General features: G+C 68.6%; 22 protein-coding genes. 8 read left to right on the top strand and 14 right to left on the bottom strand.

Going from position 1 to position 17,276, the window contains the following annotated elements; genetic code table 11:
• Positions 1–6: 6 nt before the first annotated feature.
• Entirely contained in the window at positions 7–510 is a 504-nt protein-coding gene (locus tag ACO0LU_RS08905; RefSeq protein ID WP_424791012.1) for a methyltransferase family protein, read from the bottom strand.
• Between the two features lie 133 nt (positions 511–643).
• Here ACO0LU_RS08905 and ACO0LU_RS08900 point away from each other — a divergent pair, with 133 nt between their 5' ends.
• Entirely contained in the window at positions 644–1,684 is a 1,041-nt protein-coding gene (locus ACO0LU_RS08900; protein WP_424791011.1) for an aldo/keto reductase, read from the top strand.
• A 36-nt stretch (positions 1,685–1,720) separates the two neighbouring features.
• On the opposite strand, the gene ACO0LU_RS08895 is transcribed toward ACO0LU_RS08900, so the two are convergent.
• Positions 1,721–2,668, bottom strand: a complete 948-nt coding sequence (locus ACO0LU_RS08895) for a helix-turn-helix transcriptional regulator (protein ID WP_424791010.1) — start codon at positions 2,666–2,668, stop codon at positions 1,721–1,723.
• 107 nt (positions 2,669–2,775) lie between these two features.
• Between ACO0LU_RS08895 and ACO0LU_RS08890 the strand changes: the two genes are divergently transcribed.
• Positions 2,776–3,201 (top strand): VOC family protein, encoded by a 426-nt coding sequence (locus tag ACO0LU_RS08890; RefSeq protein WP_424791009.1) that lies wholly within the window; start codon positions 2,776–2,778, stop codon positions 3,199–3,201.
• A 66-nt stretch (positions 3,202–3,267) separates the two neighbouring features.
• Here the strand turns inward: ACO0LU_RS08890 and ACO0LU_RS08885 are convergent, their stop codons facing one another.
• The 3 genes from ACO0LU_RS08885 to ACO0LU_RS08875 form a co-directional block, all read right to left on the bottom strand.
• On the bottom strand, positions 3,268–3,498 hold the full coding sequence (locus ACO0LU_RS08885; RefSeq protein ID WP_424791008.1) for a hexameric tyrosine-coordinated heme protein: 231 nt from the start codon (positions 3,496–3,498) through the stop codon (positions 3,268–3,270).
• Positions 3,499–3,662: 164 nt separating this feature from the next.
• The gene (locus ACO0LU_RS08880; RefSeq protein WP_424791007.1) at positions 3,663–4,325 is read right to left on the bottom strand and encodes a DUF4287 domain-containing protein; all 663 of its coding nucleotides are present in this window, start codon (positions 4,323–4,325) and stop codon (positions 3,663–3,665) included.
• Between the two features lie 267 nt (positions 4,326–4,592).
• Positions 4,593–6,173 (bottom strand): beta-N-acetylhexosaminidase, encoded by a 1,581-nt coding sequence (locus tag ACO0LU_RS08875; protein ID WP_424791006.1) that lies wholly within the window; start codon positions 6,171–6,173, stop codon positions 4,593–4,595.
• A 98-nt stretch (positions 6,174–6,271) separates the two neighbouring features.
• Between ACO0LU_RS08875 and ACO0LU_RS08870 the strand changes: the two genes are divergently transcribed.
• Positions 6,272–6,640 (top strand): MmcQ/YjbR family DNA-binding protein, encoded by a 369-nt coding sequence (locus ACO0LU_RS08870; RefSeq protein WP_424791005.1) that lies wholly within the window; start codon positions 6,272–6,274, stop codon positions 6,638–6,640.
• On the opposite strand, the gene ACO0LU_RS08865 is transcribed toward ACO0LU_RS08870, so the two are convergent.
• From ACO0LU_RS08865 to ACO0LU_RS08825, 9 genes are all read right to left on the bottom strand, one after another.
• Positions 6,641–7,261, bottom strand: coding sequence for an L-threonylcarbamoyladenylate synthase (locus ACO0LU_RS08865; protein WP_424791004.1), 621 nt, complete (start codon positions 7,259–7,261; stop codon positions 6,641–6,643).
• A gap of 92 nt (positions 7,262–7,353) precedes the next feature.
• Positions 7,354–7,926, bottom strand: a complete 573-nt coding sequence (locus ACO0LU_RS08860; RefSeq protein ID WP_424791003.1) for a MerR family transcriptional regulator — start codon at positions 7,924–7,926, stop codon at positions 7,354–7,356.
• Between the two features lie 198 nt (positions 7,927–8,124).
• Positions 8,125–8,643 carry a bifunctional nuclease family protein gene (locus ACO0LU_RS08855; RefSeq protein WP_424791219.1) on the bottom strand — a complete coding sequence of 173 codons (519 nt, stop codon included), beginning with the start codon at positions 8,641–8,643 and terminating at the stop codon, positions 8,125–8,127.
• Positions 8,644–8,721: 78 nt separating this feature from the next.
• The gene (locus ACO0LU_RS08850; RefSeq protein WP_424791002.1) at positions 8,722–9,489 is read right to left on the bottom strand and encodes a MerR family transcriptional regulator; all 768 of its coding nucleotides are present in this window, start codon (positions 9,487–9,489) and stop codon (positions 8,722–8,724) included.
• Entirely contained in the window at positions 9,486–9,977 is a 492-nt protein-coding gene (locus ACO0LU_RS08845) for an FHA domain-containing protein (RefSeq protein WP_424791001.1), read from the bottom strand. The genes ACO0LU_RS08850 and ACO0LU_RS08845 overlap by 4 nt, the downstream gene beginning before the upstream one ends.
• 133 nt (positions 9,978–10,110) lie before the next feature.
• A complete protein-coding gene (locus ACO0LU_RS08840) occupies positions 10,111–10,935 on the bottom strand; it encodes a DUF881 domain-containing protein (RefSeq protein ID WP_424791000.1) in 825 nt (274 codons plus the stop codon).
• Positions 10,936–10,938: 3 nt separating this feature from the next.
• Positions 10,939–11,271 (bottom strand): small basic family protein, encoded by a 333-nt coding sequence (locus tag ACO0LU_RS08835; protein ID WP_424785912.1) that lies wholly within the window; start codon positions 11,269–11,271, stop codon positions 10,939–10,941.
• 123 nt (positions 11,272–11,394) lie between these two features.
• Positions 11,395–12,198 carry a DUF881 domain-containing protein gene (locus tag ACO0LU_RS08830; RefSeq protein WP_424790999.1) on the bottom strand — a complete coding sequence of 268 codons (804 nt, stop codon included), beginning with the start codon at positions 12,196–12,198 and terminating at the stop codon, positions 11,395–11,397.
• A gap of 45 nt (positions 12,199–12,243) precedes the next feature.
• A complete protein-coding gene (locus ACO0LU_RS08825) occupies positions 12,244–13,002 on the bottom strand; it encodes a CDP-alcohol phosphatidyltransferase family protein (RefSeq protein ID WP_424790998.1) in 759 nt (252 codons plus the stop codon).
• Between the two features lie 256 nt (positions 13,003–13,258).
• On the opposite strand from ACO0LU_RS08825, the gene ACO0LU_RS08820 reads away from it, so the two are divergent.
• From ACO0LU_RS08820 to ACO0LU_RS08800, 5 genes are read left to right on the top strand one after another with little or no spacing between them, the layout of a single operon-like run.
• A complete protein-coding gene (locus ACO0LU_RS08820; RefSeq protein WP_424790997.1) occupies positions 13,259–13,855 on the top strand; it encodes a DUF4126 domain-containing protein in 597 nt (198 codons plus the stop codon).
• Positions 13,856–13,877: 22 nt separating this feature from the next.
• Complete coding sequence (locus tag ACO0LU_RS08815; protein ID WP_424790996.1) at positions 13,878–14,873, top strand: LLM class F420-dependent oxidoreductase; 996 nt, start codon at positions 13,878–13,880, stop codon at positions 14,871–14,873.
• Between the two features lie 23 nt (positions 14,874–14,896).
• Positions 14,897–15,196, top strand: coding sequence for a hypothetical protein (locus ACO0LU_RS08810; RefSeq protein WP_424790995.1), 300 nt, complete (start codon positions 14,897–14,899; stop codon positions 15,194–15,196).
• Positions 15,197–15,207: 11 nt separating this feature from the next.
• Positions 15,208–15,744 (top strand): GNAT family N-acetyltransferase, encoded by a 537-nt coding sequence (locus ACO0LU_RS08805; protein ID WP_424790994.1) that lies wholly within the window; start codon positions 15,208–15,210, stop codon positions 15,742–15,744.
• 11 nt (positions 15,745–15,755) lie between these two features.
• On the top strand, positions 15,756–17,276 hold the full coding sequence (locus tag ACO0LU_RS08800) for a TldD/PmbA family protein (RefSeq protein ID WP_424790993.1): 1,521 nt from the start codon (positions 15,756–15,758) through the stop codon (positions 17,274–17,276).

Genomic DNA, 17,276 nt, shown 5'->3' with positions numbered 1-17,276 from the left:
CCGCTGTCAGCGTCCCGGCTTCTGCAGCAACCGTCCCGGGCGTGGCCAGCGCGGGACCTGCTCGGTGAAACGAACGTAGTGATCGCCGAAGCGTCGACGCAGCCGCGGCTCCTCATAGAGATGCAGGGTCAGGTTGAAGCACGTGGCGACAACGGCGCCGTATGCCAGGATCCGCGGACTGCGCCACAGCACCGCCTGCCCGGCGATGATCGACAACACCCCCAGGTACTGCGGGTTCCGCGTATACCGGTAGAACCCGGTGGCCACCAGGTCTTCGGTCTCGGCCACAGGCGCAGGTGTCCCCCGTGCGCGGACGAACCGGACGAAGCAATCCGTCACGATCGCGCTACCGCCGAGCACGAGTCCCAAACCGAGGATCCGTGACAGCGGGCCCCCCGGAAGGTGTGCCGAGGCCTCCCCTCGCACCTGCCACGGCAGCACGCCGGCCACCATCCCGGGCGCGGCGAACGCGAAGATCGTTGTGGTGATCGCCGCTGTGCGCTTCTGCACCGCTGGTCCTTCCGGCCGGAGGGGCAGATTAGCACGGTATCAGCGGGGTTCGGGTCCTGCTGCGCCGGGTTCGCCCCGCTCCCCCGGATGACGTACAGCGGCCCCCACCGTCGCACCCAGGTAGTCTCGATCAATGGATCACCTCACCCCGAACCCGGATCTGTACAACGTCGCGTACCAGGCCGAGGACTTCCAGGGCATGCCCTACCGCTACGTGGGTTCCTCCGGTCTGCGCTCCCCCGCGATCGGCCTGGGCACGTGGAAATTCGGCTTCCCCGACACCGGGGACGGTGCCCGCTCCGATGAGCAGACCGCACTGCAGATTCTGGACCGCGCACACGAGTTGGGCGTGCTGTTCTGGGACACGGCGAACCGTTACAACGCCGCCTCGGGCAACTCCGAGCGGATCATCGGCCGGTGGCTCGGCGTAAACCCGGGGCGCCGGCGTGACGTGGTGCTGGCCACCAAGACCCATGGCGGGATGGACGGGCACACCCCGAACCACTCCGGGCTGTCCCGGCTGCAGATCACCGAGTCGGTCAAAGCCTCCTTGGCGCGCTTGCAGACCGAGTGGATCGACGTGCTCTGGTTCCACCGGTTCGACCCGGTGGTCCCCATTCAGGAGAGCCTGGAAACGGTCGCCGACCTCGTCAGCCAGGGCAAGGTGCACTACCTGGCGGTCTCGAACTTCACCGCTGATCAAGTGCGTGCCTACCTGGAGGTCAGCGAAGGCATCTCCCGGCGAACCCGGCCGATCGCGGTGCAGAACCGGTTCGACCCGTTGAACGGTGAGGTACTGCCCGGGGTGCTCCAGGTGTGCGCCGACCAGGGCCTGGCATTCGTGCCGTACTCCCCCTTGGCCCAAGGGCTGCTCACCGACCGCTACCTCGATGCCAACAAGGTCGGCCCCGGAGACCGGCTGCACGATGAGGGTATCGAGATCGACCCCGCTCAGATCGCGGTGGTGCGCCAACTCGGCGAGCTCGCACAAGCCTGGGACCTGCGGATCAGCCAACTCACCCTGGCCTACCTCCTCACGTTGCCGGGAATGGGCACCCAGATCCCGAGCAGCTCGACCCCGGCCCAATTGGAGACCAACGCGGCCGCCGGCCGGGTGCACCTGTCCGAGCAGCAATGTGACGCCGTCGCCCGGGTGCTGGGCCGGGAGTGCTAGTACCCGCGACGGCGATCGGGGCATTCGTAGGCACCATCAGGAGCCCCCGTAGCGGGTGAGCAGTTCCGCGCCCAACCGGGCGAGTTCGGCCCGCACCGACTCCGGTTCGAGGACCTCGACGGTCGCGCCCCATCCGGCGAGGTGCTCGGCGATCGACAGCGGCAGGTGGGCCGCCAAGCGGACCCGCACGCGCCCGTCCCCGGAGGTCTCGAGCAGTTCGCAGTGCCGGCCGAACTGGCGCTCGAGGACGGGGAGCGCGCGGGCCGGCGCAAGCACCGTCGCGGCGACGCCCGAGCGCAGGTGCTCCACCTCCTCGACCACCTGCTCCCACTCCCGGCCCAGATCCAGGGCCGCCGGCCGGGCCGCCGCCTCCGTCAGCATGGTCGCCTCGCGGATCCGGTCGACCCGGAAGGTGCGCCGGCCATGTGGGGTCCCGGCGACGAGGTACCAGACGCCGCCCTTGTCGACGAGCCCCCACGGGTCCACCGTGCGCGTGGCCGCCGCGTGGGTGCGGCCCTCGTACTCGAGCGAGAGTCGGCGGTGGCCGACGACGGCCCCTTGCAGCGTTTCCAGGACTGGCGGCCGTTCCCAGCCGTACGCGCCCCATCCGGCGGTGTCGGTGGTCACGGCGTCGGCGGCGGCCGCGGCGTCCGCACGGAAGGTTTCCGGAAGGGCGCGCATGAGTTTTCGCAGGGCCGACCTGGTCGCCCCGGACCCAGCCCCTGCGTGGCCGGCAAGGAGGAACAGTGCCTGGCTCTCGGCAGCGGTCAGACCGGTCAGGTCCGTGCGGGCGCCGCCGACCAACGACCAGCCACCGCCCCGGCCTGGCTGGGAGTAGACGGGCACCCCCGCGGTTGACAACGCTTCGAGGTCGCGGCGAGCGGTGGCCAGGGAGACCTCGAGTTCGGCGGCGACCTCGGAGGCGGTGACGCGTCCACGTGCCTGCATGAGCAGGAGCGTGGCCACCAGACGGTCGGCGCGCATAGATCGAATTCTTGCAGGAAAAGTGCTCACAGGATGAGTACTTATGCGGTGCAGCATGGTGGCATCGCGGTCCGGAGCACCGGCCGCTACACCACCAAGGAGGACCGATGTTCCGGGGATTCGCCACGATCAGTTTCTACGCCGACGACCTTGCCAAGGCGTCCGAGTGGTACACGGAATTGTTCGGCTTCCCGCCCTACTACGCCTTCCCACCCGCCCCCGCCGAGGCCGCCTACATCGAGTTCCGCATCGGCGACGACGAGGACGAGTTCGGCTTGATCGATCGCCGCTACGCTCCCGCGGGAGCGGCGAACTCGCCCGGGGGTGCCGTCATGTACTGGCACGTCGACGACCTGCCCGCAACGGCCGAGCGGCTGCTCAGCATGGGCGCGACGGAGTATGAGCCGATCACGCCCCGCTCGGCCGGGTTCACCACGGCGTCCTTCGTCGACCCCTTCGGCAACGTCCTCGGGATCATGCACAACCCCCACTACCTCGGTATCGCCGAGTCTCGGGCCCAGCGGGAACGCTAGAACGCATTCCGGCGAACGGAACCTTGAGTCGCCGCCCTCATTGCGCCGCCCGAGGCCCAGCGGTGCTCAGTTGCGCCAGTAGTTGTTCGCCGCCGCCACGGTGGCGAACTCCACCGCCACCACGTGCGCGGCGGCAGTCAGCGAGTCCGGGTTGGTGGCGTAACCAGGACGAAGCAGTTGGCGGACGCTGGTGTCGGGCTGCATGGCACCGACGGTCTTGCGGGCCAGCATGATCGCCAGCTCGCGGCCCTGCTCGGGCGTATCGGTGATGAGTGTGTTGTCCGGTACCAGGGCCACAGCCGCCTCCGTGTGTGCATCGATGGGTCGAGGACCGTTCAAAGGGCCCCGGCTTCCCAGCCTACTGCCGGTCATGACATTCTTCTAGATCGACTTGTGAAAACTCCGCGCGTGGTGCTGGGAGGCAACCCGGCCGCAGACCTCCAGGGGGTGGCCGGACCGTCTCAGGTTCCGTCGTCGTCGGCTGCCTCATGCAGTGCCTGCAGCCACTCGCCCCAGAACGCTCTCCAATGCTCCACAGCGGCCGGACCGGCCAGGTTACTGTGCGTGACGGTCACCCGGACCTGGCCGTCCGGGCGCGGGTCGAAGGTGAACAGCACCACACCCTCGTCGACCCCGAGCCGTACTGCTGTGGAGGTCGGTCGAGATCGCAGAGTGGAGGCCAACCCGCCGAGCAGATCGGCGCGGCCGGACTCATCGAGCAGGCCCGCGCGTAGCGCGGTGCCGGCCAACGGCAGGGTGCGTGAGACGCCCGCCTCAAAGGTGCCGTCAGCGCGTTGATGAGGCGCTCGTATCCCGGTGATGCGTTCATACCCGACCGTCACCGCCTGCGCCCACCAGCCGCCGATCTCGTGATTCTGCTCCAGGAACGTGGCGATCGCGGCGTGTCCCGCGTCGCGACCAGGACCGGCGTCGATCACCTCGCGCCACTGGTTCCAGGTGCGGCCAGTGCGCTCCACGACCTGCTCGTCGCTTTGCTGGGGCGGGTGTACCCAGCCGGGTTCGCCGGCGGCCGGCGACAACCTCCGGCGGGCGGCACCGGATACCTCCCCGGTCTTGGCCATCCGTTCGCGCACACGCCGTGTGAAGGACTCCTGCTTGGTCATATGAGCCCCTTTCGCGGATACCGGGGCGGTGCCGCGTTCAGCGTGCGGAGGGGCTAGGCAGGTACTGCGCGAGGGCAGGTGCACCAGTCGGCATCGGCGACCTGGGCGCGGACCTCGGCGACGTGATCTCCGCAGCCCTCCCACGTGGTCTTGCGACAACGCGCGCACTGTACCGGCTTGCACATGAACATCGGCTCCTTACCTCGGGTCCAACCAGCCTAGTAGTGCCTGCGGGATGGGTGCGGCGGTGCGGCGACTACTCCCCACCTAGCCGTCGGCGTCGCCCTGGTGAGCCGCGGGGCGCTCGAAGGCTCCGGTGCCCCCACGCTGCCAGGGCTGCGGGCCGCCCAGGGGTCGGTAGTCCACGCCCACAGCGTCCAGACGCTCCAGGTGCCCGGTCAGACGGGGTGTGAATTCGTCCCAGGTGCGCCCGGCCGGGTCGGACCAGGCGACCTCGGCGTGGGCGCAGGCGCGCGGGAACAGGTGGTATTGCGCCCGGCGCATCGTGGGGATGTACTCGGTCCACACGTTGGCCTGCGTGCCCAGGATCTTTCCCCTGTGCTCCGGTGGCACGCCCTCGAGGGGGTCGAAGGCATAGACCTTCTCGACCGGGAGGTGTCCGCCGATGCTGTACGGCTCGTCCGGATCGTTGCTCTGGTAGTAGTCCAGGTACAGGTGGGAGGTGGGCACCATGACCACCTCTCCCCCGGCGCGGGCGGCCTCGACCCCGTACCCGGCGCCTCGCCAGGCCATCGTGACCGCACCGTCGAGGTGACCCTCGTCGTTGATCTCGTCCCACCCCACCAGGATCCGGCCACGCTCGGCCAACCAGTCCCGCACCTGCCGGGTGAACCAGTTCTGTAGATGGGAGGCATCGGGCAGTCCGCGGCGTTCGGCGAGTTCGGCGGCGGCCCGGCTGGCCAGCCACTCGGTGCGGGGAGCCTCATCGCCGCCGGCGTGGATGTAGCGGGAGGGGAAGACGTCCAGCAATTCGGTGAACACCGAGAAGACGAACTCCATCGCCTCGTCGGACAGGTTCAGCACCTCATCGAAGATGCCGAAGGTGTCGGCGACGGTGTGCCCTTCCCCGGGGTTGTTGCTCAGTTCGGGGTAGGCGGCCAGGACCGCGCGCACGTGGCCCGGGAAGTCCAGTTCGGGCACGACCTCGAGGCCGCGTTGGGCGGCGTAGGCCACGACTGAGCGGAGTTGGTCCTGGGTGTAGTAGCCGCCGTGCGGGGTTCCGTCGCCGTCCTCAGCCCCAGGTCTGCGAGTCTGGTGCCGGGTGCTGCCAACCTCATGCAACCGGGGGTGGGACTTCGACTCCATCCGCCACCCCTGGTCCTCGCTCAGGTGCAGGTGCAAGACGTTGTACTTGTGCGTCGCCAGGAGATCGACGAAGGAGTACAGGTCCGCAAGTGGCATGAAGTGTCGGCCCACATCGAGCATCACTCCGCGCCAGGCGAATCGCGGGGCATCGGTGATCGTCACCGCGGGGACCTGCCACTGGGCGCCGACGGGCGCGGGCCGGTACACCGCCGCCGGCAGCAGTTGTCGCAACGTCTGGACCGCCCAGTTCAGGCCCCGGTGATCTCCGGCGTGCACGTCGATCCCGTCGCCGGTCACCTCCAGCCGGTAACCCTCGTCCGGCAGCGACTCGTCCCGGTGCAAGCGAAGCGCGCCATCATCCCTGCCGGGCAGGTCCAGGCCGGTCCCGGGCGCCAGCAGGCGGCGGACGACGGCGGCCCACTCCTTGGGGCCGGCGATCGCCAGATCCTCGGCGAGGGTGAAGGACCCCTGCCCAACCTCGGTGGACCGGGGTTGCGGGACAAGGGTGAAGGAGCCGGACATGCGTGACCTTTCTCGTAGGGGTCGGACCAGCCTAGTTGGTGCCGATGTGCCCGGTGGCCCCGGCAGGGATGTCGGTGGCCTGGGGCACACTGTCCAGGGTGACCAATCGCCCCACCGTGCCCCTCGCCTGGGTCGACCGGATCGATGAGATCCTGACCGCCTTGCCGCAATGTGAGATCGAGGACGCCTGGACCGGTGTGCGCTGGCGGGTCGCCAATGCCACCGTGGCGCATGTGTTCGGGGGTGAGGACCAACTCTTCCGCATCATGTTCCGCGCCGAACCGGCGGAGGTGATGGCCTTCGAGCACCTGGGTGAACCGTACTTCCGGGCCGAGTGGGGTGAGAACGTGGTCGGGCTCGTCCTCGATGAGCGGACCGACTGGGGCGAACTGGCCGAGTTCCTCATCGACTCCTACTGCGTGCAGGCACCGGGGCACCTGGCTGCCACGATCGACCGCCCGGGCTGATCACTGGAAGGGCGCAGGGTCACCGGCGCCGATGCGGACCACCTCGGCGTCGCCTTCGGACAGGTCCACCACCGTGGTCGGCATGCTGCCGGACTCACCGGAGTCCAGGATCGCATCCAGGGCGTGATCCAACTCCTCCTTGATCTGCCATCCCTCGGTCAGCGGTTCGGACTCCCCCGGCAGCAGTAGCGTGGAGGACAGGAGTGGCTCGCCCAACTCCTCCAGCAGTGCCTGGACCACCGTGTGGTCCGGGATCCGCACCCCCACCGTCTTGCGTTTGGGCTGCAGCAACCGGCGCGGCACCTCCTTGGTGGCGGGCAGGATGAAGGTGTACTGACCGGGAGTCGCAGCCTTCACTGCACGGAACACGGCGTTCTCCACGTGCACGAACTGCCCGAGTTGGGCGAAGTTGCGACACACCAGCGTGAAGTGGTGGCGGTGGTCGAGTTGTCGCAAGGCCACGATCCGGTCTTTTGCCTCCTGGTTCCCCAGGGCCGCGCCCAGGGCATACCCGGAATCGGTCGGGTAGGCGATCAGGCCCCCCGCACGCAGGATCTCCACCACCTGACGGATCGAGCGGGCTTGCGGGTTGACCGGGTGTAGATCGAAGTAGCGCGCCATGGTTCACCCTAACCAGATGGCTGGGGCCTCGCCCACCTCGCTCCGCGCAGGGTTCCCGGCGGGTGAACCGCCGGCGGGTCGAATCGGCTGGGTCAGCCGGTGCGACGAGCCGCGCGCCGTCGCGCGAGTTCATCGCCGCGGACATCCGCCGGTTCATCGCTGGCCCGCTCGGTCGGGAACTCGGCCAGGCTGCCCTCAACCTCGCGCCACACCCTGCCCACAGCGATACCGAACACTCCCTGGCCGCCCTGGACCAGGTCGAAGACCTCATCGGCGGAGGTGCACTCGTACACGCTGGCACCATCGCTCATCAGGGTGATCTGTGCGAGATCCTCGACACCGCGCTCGTGCAGGTGATTGACCGCCGAGCGGATCTGTTGCAAGGACACCCCGGTGTCGAGGAGTCGCTTGACCACCTTCAGCACCAGGATGTCGCGGAAACTGTACAGCCGCTGCGTTCCGGATCCGCTGCCGGGACGGATGCTCGGCTCCACCAGCCCGGTTCGGGCCCAGTAGTCCAGTTGCCGATAGGTGATACCTGCCGCGCGGCAGGCCGTGGGGCCCCGGTAGCCGGTGTCGGCGTCCAGGTCCGGGAGGGTGTCCCCGAACAACATCCCCTGCGCGCGTTGCAGGGTGTTCTCGGCGGCGTCCGCCTGTGCATCCATGCCGCTGCCACCCATCGTCCGTCCTCACGTTCGCTCTTGAACACTCTACGCCCCGGCGTCGTGATTTGCCCATCACCACGCCCGGATGTCATGAACGCTATTGCCCAGGGCGGGACAGGTCAACGACATGCGCAGTTCAATGCGGTTCGGCGTGTCGCGACGGCGTGTCTTACCTTCAACCTGAGGTTGAGGTTTACGCTACTCCTCGCGGGGGTCGGCGAAGTCTTCCGCGGCCACCGAATCGAGGAACTCACGAAAATGTGCCACCTCGGCCTCTGCTTCGTCGATACCGACCGGCTCGCTCACCCGCATGTTGCCGTCCGTGTCGGTCTCCAGCACCACCGCTGCCTCATCGAGCACGTCCTCCGCGCACCACACATCCACCTGAGCCCGCAGAGCCAGCGCAATGGCGTCGGAGGCCCGGGAGTCCACCCGCGCGCCGTTGGAGAGCACCAGTTCGGCGATGAAGGTGCCTGCGCGCAACTCGACGATGTTCACCTGGGTCAGTGCCACGCCACAGGACGTCAGCACACTGACCATCAGATCGTGGGGGCCGGGCCGGGGCGGCTGCATCCCGGCGTGGGCAGTGGCGATCGCTACGCCCTCATGCGGCCCGATCACGATCGGCAGGGAGCGCTCGCCCTCGGCCTCCCCCAGGAGCACGAGCACGTCCTGCTCGGGTGCCTGCATACGCACCCGGACTCCGGTGACGCCCATCTTTCGCACACCTCCAAACTACGCCGCCGCGTGCGAAGTGGACAGCCCAACCGGCCACCGTGATCCAGTTGTGTCCGATCAGGTCAGCCGGTCCGCCCCTGCCCGCAGTATGGCGGTGTGCACCTGGGCCAGAGTTTCGGCCAGGTCCGCCGCCATCGACTCGGCCCGCGCGCGTGCCCCCGTCGAGGATGGACCACTGCGCACCGAGCGCACCGGTGCGATCACCTGTTCGATCAGGTCCACCTGACGCTCCGCCGCGATGCGGATCGCACGCAGGTGGCGTTCGTCGATGCCCTGCTCTGCCAGTTCACCGGCGAACTTGGCTACCGGCACCAATGCGCCGGGGAACTTCCCCCCGGCGTCGGCCACCAGGACTCCGGCCTTGACCAGCGCCTCGATATCGGCCTCGGTCCGCCCGCTCGCTTCAGCCAGTTGAGCGGTCGTGTAGCGAGCGCGACCCGCCGCCACCACCAGGTCGCCGTCCTCAGTCACCACCCGGGCACCGGGAGGTGACACTGCCGCCAGACCGGCATCGAGTTCGGCCAACCGGTCCCGGATCACTTTCAGCGGCAGGAAGGAGTCACGCTGGGCGGCCAGCACGAATCGCAGGCGCTCCACGTCCGATTGGCTGTAGCTGCGGTAGCCCGACGGGGTGCGACGCGGCGAGACGAGCCCCTGCTCCTCAAGGAAGCGGATCTTGGAGACACTGGCCGCAGGGAACTCCCGTTGCAAGATGCCCAGTGCCGATCCGATGGACATCGTGGGCACCCGGGACACCCCGGGCGGCCATGACTCGCCGTCCCCGTCCCCGGTCTGCTCCTCCGCCCGGGCGGTGTTGGAACTCACCTGCCCGGCTCACCTGCGTCGTCGGCTCCGGTGGAGCGGTTCGGTGAGGGGTGGAAGGTCAGGCGGTACTTCCCGATCTGGACCTCATCGCCCATCTGCAGCACGCCTTCGTCTACCCTGGTCCGGTTCACGTAGGTGCCGTTCAGACTGCCCACGTCGCGGACCACGAAGTTGCCGCTCTCCTTCAGGAACTCGCAGTGCTTGCGCGAGACGGTCACGTCATCGAGGAAGATGTCGGCCCTGGTGTCACGGCCGGCGGTGGCCCGGTCGGCGTCCAACAGGAACCGGGCGCCTGCGTTGGGTCCGTGCTGGACGATCAGCAGTGCGGATTCCGGGGGCAGTGCCTCCACGGCTGCACGGGCGTCAGTGTCGATCGGGCCGTAAGCACGCTCCTCGGGCTCCCCGGGCGTGACCTTGCCCAGATGCGCGGTCGTGTGCACCGCCGAAGGGCCGTCCTGGGCCCCTGGATCGTCCTGACCCGTGCTCATCGCAACTCCTCCTATGACCTCGATCCACCCGAGGGTGCCGGTCGTCCCCACTCTAGGCCCCATGAGCCGACCAGGGGAACGTCTTGTCAGGACCCGGCGCCGGTTCAGCCAACCGGTACCGGTCGCCTCGAACTCAGTCTTCCGCCTCCACAGGGACCGCGTAGCGGGGCGCGTCGACCTCGCGGATCGCGGTGATCTGGACCAGGTCGCGCTGCTCGACCTCCACGACCGCCCCCACGTTGCGGAATCCGGCCAGCGCACCGCCAGGGATGTTCAGCGCGACCGAGATCGTCTGGGGGTCCCCGATCGCACGCCACTCCATCTGCTCGCCGAGGGCCCGGCCGTCCGCGAGTACCCCCTCCTCGGAGTCCACGAACGCGGAGGAGGCGATCAGGCGCTGCCCGGAGACCTCTACGGCCTCGGCTCCGGCGTTGCGCAGTTCTTCGAGCATGTGCACCATCGTCTGCGCGCTTACTTCGTGGGCACCACCCACCGTCACCACGACCCCGGGGCCCTCCACCGGCTCCGTCCCGGCCAGCACCCCGTGCACTACCTGGTACTCCTCAGCCAGGCGCTGGGTATCCGACCCGCTGCGCAGGGTGCTGCGGTCGCGCAACAGTTGCTCACGTTCTGCGGTCAGATCCTCGTTCCGCTGGGTCACCTCATCGAGTAACCGGACCAGGTCGTCCTGCCGCAGGGCCGCGAACTCATCGCCCTGGGTCTGGCGCACCTGTACCACGATGCCGAACCCGAGCACCGCGCACATCAGTGCGATCAGGAACTGGGACCGGAGCGCAACGGGCTTTCGTCTGCGTTGGGGGTCGGTCCGGCCGGTGCGCGGCTGCTCTGCCACAGGGGGCTCATCGCCGCCCGAGCGGTCTGCCTCGGGCAGGTCGGTGGCGCCTGCGTCCCGGTCCGCATCGCTGCCGGGCACCGCATCGTCCGCATTCCTACGCATGGTTCAGGCCTTGAAGACGTGGCGACGGATGGCGGCCGCATTGGAGAAGATCCGGATCCCCAACACCACCACCACGGCGGTGGACAACTGCGAACCCACACCCAGCTGGTCGCCGAGGAAGACGAGGAACGCGGCGATGAGCACGTTGAACAGGAAGGAGGTGATGAACACCCGGTCGTCGAAGACGTCCTCCAGCCGGGCCCGCAGCGCACCCAGTAGCGCGTCCAGTGCCGCCACCACCGCGATCGGTAGGTACGGCTGGAGTTCGGAGGGCACACTGGGCTGCAGGAGCAGCCCGAGGAGAATGCCGAGGATCAGGCCGATCACCGCGACCATGGCATCCCTCCCTCCGTCCGGCTCCTACCTGCGTTCCAGGGCTCGCTGCGGGCCTGAAGCGCTCCGCACTTGGCCAAGTCTCGCACGTCAGGCTACCCGTCTGCTGGGCCATCGATGCTGATCTCAGGCCTCGTCCACCACCTCGGCGTGCCGGAGGGAGGAGTACCCGGCCCCCGGTAGACGCAGGTGCTCCTCCTGGGTGAGTGAACTAGGAATCGAGAACGCTGCGGACAACGCGGTCAGATGCGACTGGGCGCTGGATCGAGCGAACGCGGTCCGCATCGATTCGGGATCCCCGATCGCCTCGATCCGGTAGGGCGAGACCAGCGGTTGCAGGTCCACCAGGATCGCCGCGCCGGCCGATCGGATCGCGGTCATGCTCGTCAGCCGGTGCCCGTTCACCGCCACCGCCTCGGCTCCGGAGGCCCACAACCCGTTGGCCACGACCTGCAGGTCGAAATCCTGCACCCGTTCATCCTCGGAACCCGGTTCGTCCGCCGCCGCCCGCACCGAATCCTCCAGGGTGATCACCAGGCCCGGCCCCTGCACCGGCACCGTTCCGACCACGGCCTCCAACTCGGCGGTGCGGGCCAGGAAGGCCTCGTCCTCATCCCCCAACGCCTGGCTTTGCAGTTCGGCGATCTCATCGCGCAACTCGGAGTTCCCGGTCCTAAGGTCCTCCCCGGTGGCACTGCGTTCTCGGATCTGCTCCACGATCAGGGTTCGCGCGCTGCTCGCGGCCGGCTGCGGCGCGCGGAGCGCCTGGGTCGCCACCACGGTCCCCATCCCGATCAGCACGGCGAGTACCAGAACCACCAGGCGCCGCCGCAACGTCGTCGGTGTGTTGATCCCGGCCGCCCGGGCCCGCGCCACGGCGGCATACCCGGGGTCCAGCGGCTTCTCCATCACCGCGGTCAGCAAGGTCATCGAGGCATCCTTGCGGCGATGCCGGCTCTGCTCCTGTTCCATTGCCTACGGCCCTGGTGTTGACTGCGGACCGCGCCGGTGCGTGGAGGCGCGCGCATCCGAGACCACGATGGCACGGAACTGGTTCAGATAGGCCAAGCCGGCGCACCAGTACAGGTAGACCCCCCACAGCGCCGACGCCCAGCCGAATGCCCAGGCGATATCGGCGGCCAGGTGCCCGGTGAGTTGGTCCACCTGGGTCAGCAACAGCACCGGGAAGGCGTACATGAGCGCGAAGGTGCCGGCCTTGCCGATGTCGTGCACCGGGAATCCGGGGAAACCGCGTGCGACCAGGAAGGGCACGCACAGCCCCACCACCAGGTCGCGGGCGAACACCGCCACCAGCAGCCACCAGGGCACCACCTGTTGGACCGCCAGGCCGATGATCACCACCGCGATGAAGAGCCGGTCCGCGGCAGGATCGAGCAACCGGCCTAGACGGGAGGCCTGGTTCAGCGCGCGTGCGATCGCCCCGTCCACCCAGTCGCTGATCCCTGCCAACGCCAGGACTACCACCGCAGCCAGGTACTGCTCGCTGAGGATGAGCACCGCCACTACCGGCACCATCAGCAACCGCAGCGCCGAGATCACGTTGGGTACGGTCAGGATCCGGTCACTCGCCGCATCGGTGGCGCCCACAGCCTGGGCCGCGAGCTCGGCCTCCCCACCTCCGGCACCGATCCTCCCGTCGCGGACAGCCCCGGTCCGGCCGGCTCCGGGGGCGCCCGGAGCAGAACCGGCCGGGGGGTCTGCTCGCTGTCTCACCCGCTCAGCGTACCCAGTGCGGACCCGGGAGTGGGTGCAGCCGGCACACTCCCGACCCGCTCCGCTGCGCACAGGTTCCCACCGCTGCCGCGACCCGTCCAGGCAGCGGCGGCCCACCGCCGTCGTCTCCTGCCCTGGACTCACCCGACCGAGATCACCCGGAGCTCCCGGCATCGTTCTACTCTGGTGCTCACACCAATCCGGCGGCGCCGCTTCCGAGTTTCCCGGGATGGTGCGGAAAGGGGTCGGAGCAGCCGTGATCGAGATCCTCACCGGGCTCGGGTTGGCGATGTCCGCGGGACTCTCTGCCTACATCCCGCTGCTGGCCCTGGGCCTGCTGGGTCGCTACACCGGCATCGTGGAGTTGACCGCGCAGTGGGCCTGGCTGGGCAATGGGTGGGTGCTGCTCGTGCTCGGGGTTCTCCTGGTGCTGGAGGTCTTCGCCGACAAGATCCCCGCGCTGGACCACCTCAACGACCTGATCCAGACCCTGATCCGACCTGTCGCGGGCGGGGTCGCCTTCACCGCCGGGTCCAGTTCCCTGACCACCGGCAACACCGATCCCGGCCAGGTCTTCAGCGAGGGCGCTCTGCTGCCGTTCCTCATCGGCCTGACGCTGGCGCTGGCCGTGCACGTGGCCAAGGCGACGCTGCGTTCGGTGGTCAATCTGTCCACCGCGGGCGTTGGCGCACCGGTGGTGTCCACGGTGGAGGACATCTCGGCGGTTTCGATGACGATCATCGCGATCCTGCTCCCGGTGCTCGTCCTGGTCTTCCTGGTCAGCGCCGCGGTGATGGGCCTCTGGATGATGCATCGCCGGCACGCTCGCGCACTGCGGGCTGCCGACGCGTGATCGTTACGCGTAACCTGTTCCTATGCAGATCGGCTACTTCCTCCCGCAAGGCTGGCGCTTCGACCTCGTCGGCATCGATCCCTCCCGGCACTGGGAGGTGATCAACGGCCTGGCTGCACGTGCCGACGCCGGCCCGTGGGACTCGGTCTGGGTCTACGACCACTTCCACACCACTCCGGTACCGAGTCAGGAGGCTACCCACGAGGCGTGGACCCTGATGGCCGCCCTGGCCGCCAGCACCAGCAGGGTCAAGCTCGGCCAGATGTGCAGTTGCATGGGCTACCGGAACCCGGCCTACCTCGCGAAGGTCGCCGCCACCGTCGACATCATTTCCGGTGGGCGCGCTCAGATGGGTATCGGTGGGGGCTGGTACGAGCACGAGTGGCGGGCCTACGGGTACGGCTTCCCACGAGCGGGCATCCGGCTCGCGATGCTCGACGAGGGTGTGCAGATCATGCGGCAGGCCTGGCGTGAGGGACAGGCCACCTTGGAGGGCAAGCACTACCAGGTCGACGGCGCGATCGTGCAGCCGCAGCCACTGCAGCCCGGCGGTCTGCCGTTGTGGATCGCCGGCGGCGGGGAGAAGGTGACGCTGCGGATCGCCGCGAAGTTCGCGGACTACACCAACTTCGATGGCACGCCCGAGGGCTTCGCGCACAAGAGCGCGATCCTGGCTGAGCACTGCCGCAACGAGGGTACCGACTTCGAGGCGATCACCCGGTCGGCCAGTTACAACGTGCTCCTGGGTCGCGACCGGGCCGAGGTCGAGGCGAAGATCGCCGCCTTGGGTGAACGCCTGCTCCCGCACCTGGGCCAGGACAGAACCACGGAGGCGCTGGGGGCCTACACCTCCGAGGCCGCGCTCGGCGTGGGTACCCCGGAGCAGGTTGCCGAACGCCTCAGCGCGATGCGGGACGCGGGCGTGGGGTACGGAATCTTCTACTTCGGCGACGCCGCCTACGACACCTCCAGCATCGAACTGTTCGAAGAGCAGGTGGCGCCCGCGCTGCTGTCCTGACCGGCCACCCCAAAGGGAGCGACATGACCCGCCCGGACCAATCTCACCCACCAGATCCCGGGGATGACCTCCCGCCGCGCCCTGAGGAGGAGATCGCCGATGCCGGTCGGGCGGCCCCAACCGGGCCGGACGACGACGTGAGTGCTCCGGGCGCCTCAGGTCCGGTCCCGGAGCGGCGGGGCAGAATGCCGGACTATCCGCCCAGCCCACGGCCCCTGGACGGTTCGATCACCTCCCCCAGCCCCGAGATCGCCGATCCGGGTTATCGTCCCCCGGATTATCCCACCGAGGACGCCGGGCCGGAGCAGACGGAGCAGAACTGAGCCGGATCGACATGGCGATGGCCACGGCCGCCGACGCCGGGGGCATCGTGGCCCTGCGCGACCACCTCGCCAGGTGGCAGATCAGCAGGGGGATCCAGCAGTGGCGGCCCGGTGAGGTCAATCCTGCGGTGATCGCCGACCAGGCCTCCGGTGGACAGTGGTTCGTACTCCGGGACCTCTCCGGATCCGGTGCTGCTGCCGCTGTCATCGCCAGCGCCCGGGTGCTCAGCGCGGACCCCCATGCCTGGGGGTCTGACCTGGGTAACGACGGAACTGCGGGCTACCTGCACGCACTGATGGTCCATCGCGACCACGCGGGCCAGGGCCTGGGCGCCGCGGTGCTGTGCTGGTTCGAGCGCTTCACGCTCGCCTGCGGGCGCACGCTGGCCCGGCTGGACTGCGTGGCCGGTAACGCCGTCCTGCGTGGCTACTACACCGGCCACGGCTACCACGAGCACGGCATCACCGAGTTCGGCCCGGACCGGCAGTGGAGGCCGGTGATGCGCCTGCAAAAGGTCCTCGACGGTTCCGACGCCGGATTCCGATAGGTTCGGGAACCATGAGCGATCACGGCATCGACGTCACCTTTACCGACCTACCCGCCCGGGTTCTGGCCGACGCCGCACTGCAACGGGCCAAGGACCTTGGTGCCACCCACGCGGACTTCCGGTTGGAGCGCATCCGAAACCAGTACCTCGTGGTCCGCGATGGCCGGTTGCAGACAGCCACGGATACCGAGGACCTGGGTCTGGCGGTGCGGGTGGTGTACCGCGGTGCGTGGGGCTTCGCCGCCGGAGTGGTCCTCACCGCCGCCGAGGCGGTGCGTCTGGCCGAGCAGGCGGTACAGGTGGCGACCGTGGCTGCTCCGATGACGACCGACCCGGTGCAACTGGCCCCCGAACCCATTTACCGTGACGTCACCTGGTCCAGTTCCTACCGGGTGAACCCCTTCGGGGTGGCCACCGCGGACAAGTCCGAGGTCCTCATCGACTGGACCCGGCAACTGCTCCGGTCCGGCGTTGTTGACCATGCCACCGCGTCGTTGCTTGCGGTCCAGGAGAACAAGTTCTACGCCGACCTCGCCGGCACCGTCACCACCCAGCAGCGCATCCGCATGCACCCGGAGTTCGAGGCGATGGGCGCCGATGAACGCACCGGGGTTTTCGACTCGATGCGCTCCATCGCCCCACCAGCCGGGCGCGGCTGGGAGTACGTGGCTGAGGCCGGCTACGACTGGGACACCGAATTGGCCCGGACCCCGGAACTGCTCGCCGAGAAGCTCACCGCTCCCAGTGTGCAGGCCGGAGAGTACGACCTCGTCATCGACCCCTCCAACTTATGGCTGACCATCCACGAATCGATCGGGCACGCCACTGAACTGGACCGTGCCCTGGGCTATGAGGCCAACTACGCCGGGACCTCCTTCGCAACCCTGGATCAACTCGGCACCCTGCAGTACGGCTCCCCGGCGATGAACGTCACCGGCGACCGCACCACCGAGCACGGCCTGGCCTCGATCGGGTACGACGACGAGGGCGTGGCCACCCAGTCCTGGGACATCATTTCCGACGGGGTCCTGGTGGGTTACCAGCTCGACCGCTCGATGGGTGCGGCCCATCCCGAACTCAACGACGGACGCTCCAACGGGTGCGCCTACGCCGACTCCCCCGGACACATCCCGATCCAGCGGATGGCCAACGTCTCCCTCCAGCCGGCGCCGTCCGGGCCGGACACCGACGGCTTGATCTCCCAGGTCGAGCGGGGGCTGTACATCGTCGGTGACAAGTCGTGGTCGATCGATATGCAGCGCTTCAACTTCCAGTTCACCGGCCAACGCTTCCACCAGATCATCGACGGCGAACTGGGGCCGCAGGTGCGCGATGCCGCGTACCAGGCCACTACCACCGACTTCTGGGGCTCGATGGAGGCTGTCGGCGGCCCCCAGACCTACGTCCTCGGAGGCGCCTTCAACTGCGGCAAGGCGCAACCGGGTCAGGTCGCCTCCGTCTCCCACGGGTGCCCCTCGGCACTGTTCCGCAGCGTCCGGATCCTCGACACCACAGCAGAGGCAGGCAAGTGA

Source organism: Pseudactinotalea sp. Z1748, from assembly GCF_049725185.1.
GTDB lineage: Bacteria > Actinomycetota > Actinomycetes > Actinomycetales > Beutenbergiaceae > CALKWS01.
Note: the sequence above shows the minus strand (reverse complement) of the source record. Positions and strands in the feature narration are given on the sequence as shown.

Excerpts from the sequence above, each read along its gene's own strand:
- ACO0LU_RS08810 (WP_424790995.1), top strand. The coding sequence starts at position 14,897 with ATGACCCGCCCGGACCAATCTCACCCACCAGATCCCGGGGATGACCTC.
- ACO0LU_RS08865 (WP_424791004.1), bottom strand. The coding sequence starts at position 7,261 with ATGGCGCGCTACTTCGATCTACACCCGGTCAACCCGCAAGCCCGCTCG.
- ACO0LU_RS08900 (WP_424791011.1), top strand. The coding sequence starts at position 644 with ATGGATCACCTCACCCCGAACCCGGATCTGTACAACGTCGCGTACCAG.
- ACO0LU_RS08860 (WP_424791003.1), bottom strand. The coding sequence starts at position 7,926 with ATGGATGCACAGGCGGACGCCGCCGAGAACACCCTGCAACGCGCGCAG.
- ACO0LU_RS08855 (WP_424791219.1), bottom strand. The coding sequence starts at position 8,643 with ATGGGCGTCACCGGAGTCCGGGTGCGTATGCAGGCACCCGAGCAGGAC.
- ACO0LU_RS08805 (WP_424790994.1), top strand. The coding sequence starts at position 15,208 with ATGGCGATGGCCACGGCCGCCGACGCCGGGGGCATCGTGGCCCTGCGC.
- ACO0LU_RS08895 (WP_424791010.1), bottom strand. The coding sequence starts at position 2,668 with ATGCGCGCCGACCGTCTGGTGGCCACGCTCCTGCTCATGCAGGCACGT.
- ACO0LU_RS08840 (WP_424791000.1), bottom strand. The coding sequence starts at position 10,935 with ATGCGTAGGAATGCGGACGATGCGGTGCCCGGCAGCGATGCGGACCGG.
- ACO0LU_RS08830 (WP_424790999.1), bottom strand. The coding sequence starts at position 12,198 with ATGACCTTGCTGACCGCGGTGATGGAGAAGCCGCTGGACCCCGGGTAT.
- ACO0LU_RS08815 (WP_424790996.1), top strand. The coding sequence starts at position 13,878 with ATGCAGATCGGCTACTTCCTCCCGCAAGGCTGGCGCTTCGACCTCGTC.
- ACO0LU_RS08835 (WP_424785912.1), bottom strand. The coding sequence starts at position 11,271 with ATGGTCGCGGTGATCGGCCTGATCCTCGGCATTCTCCTCGGGCTGCTC.
- ACO0LU_RS08800 (WP_424790993.1), top strand. The coding sequence starts at position 15,756 with ATGAGCGATCACGGCATCGACGTCACCTTTACCGACCTACCCGCCCGG.
- ACO0LU_RS08890 (WP_424791009.1), top strand. The coding sequence starts at position 2,776 with ATGTTCCGGGGATTCGCCACGATCAGTTTCTACGCCGACGACCTTGCC.
- ACO0LU_RS08845 (WP_424791001.1), bottom strand. The coding sequence starts at position 9,977 with ATGAGCACGGGTCAGGACGATCCAGGGGCCCAGGACGGCCCTTCGGCG.
- ACO0LU_RS08875 (WP_424791006.1), bottom strand. The coding sequence starts at position 6,173 with ATGTCCGGCTCCTTCACCCTTGTCCCGCAACCCCGGTCCACCGAGGTT.
- ACO0LU_RS08880 (WP_424791007.1), bottom strand. The coding sequence starts at position 4,325 with ATGACCAAGCAGGAGTCCTTCACACGGCGTGTGCGCGAACGGATGGCC.